Annotated in this window: 1 protein-coding gene; it reads right to left on the bottom strand. The window is 75.4% G+C overall.

Annotated elements, in window-relative coordinates; translation table 11 throughout:
- On the bottom strand, positions 1–264 hold a 264-nt coding region (locus tag AC0I8G_RS25980; protein WP_471732517.1), incomplete at both ends, for a hypothetical protein.

Genomic DNA, 264 nt, shown 5'->3' with positions numbered 1-264 from the left:
CATCACCCGGACCCGCAGGACCGCGGCGCCGGTCTCCGCGACCCGTTCGCCCGCGTGCAGCTCGGCGCGCTCCATCCCTGTGACGGTGTGGGTGCCGCCGCGGGGGAGCAGCAGGAACCGTCCGCCCTCCAGCCGGCGTGGGCCCACGCCCTCCAGGCCGTCGACGAGCACGGCACCGCTGAGGACGAACATGAACCGGACGTCGTCGCCCGTCCCCGCCCGGACGGTGCCGGCGTCGAGGACCTCGTGGCGGTAGTCCAGGAC

The organism is Kineococcus sp. AC630 (genome assembly GCF_979255925.1).
The sequence above is the reverse complement of the archived record's forward strand: the minus strand, read 5'-3'. Positions and strand labels throughout refer to the sequence as shown.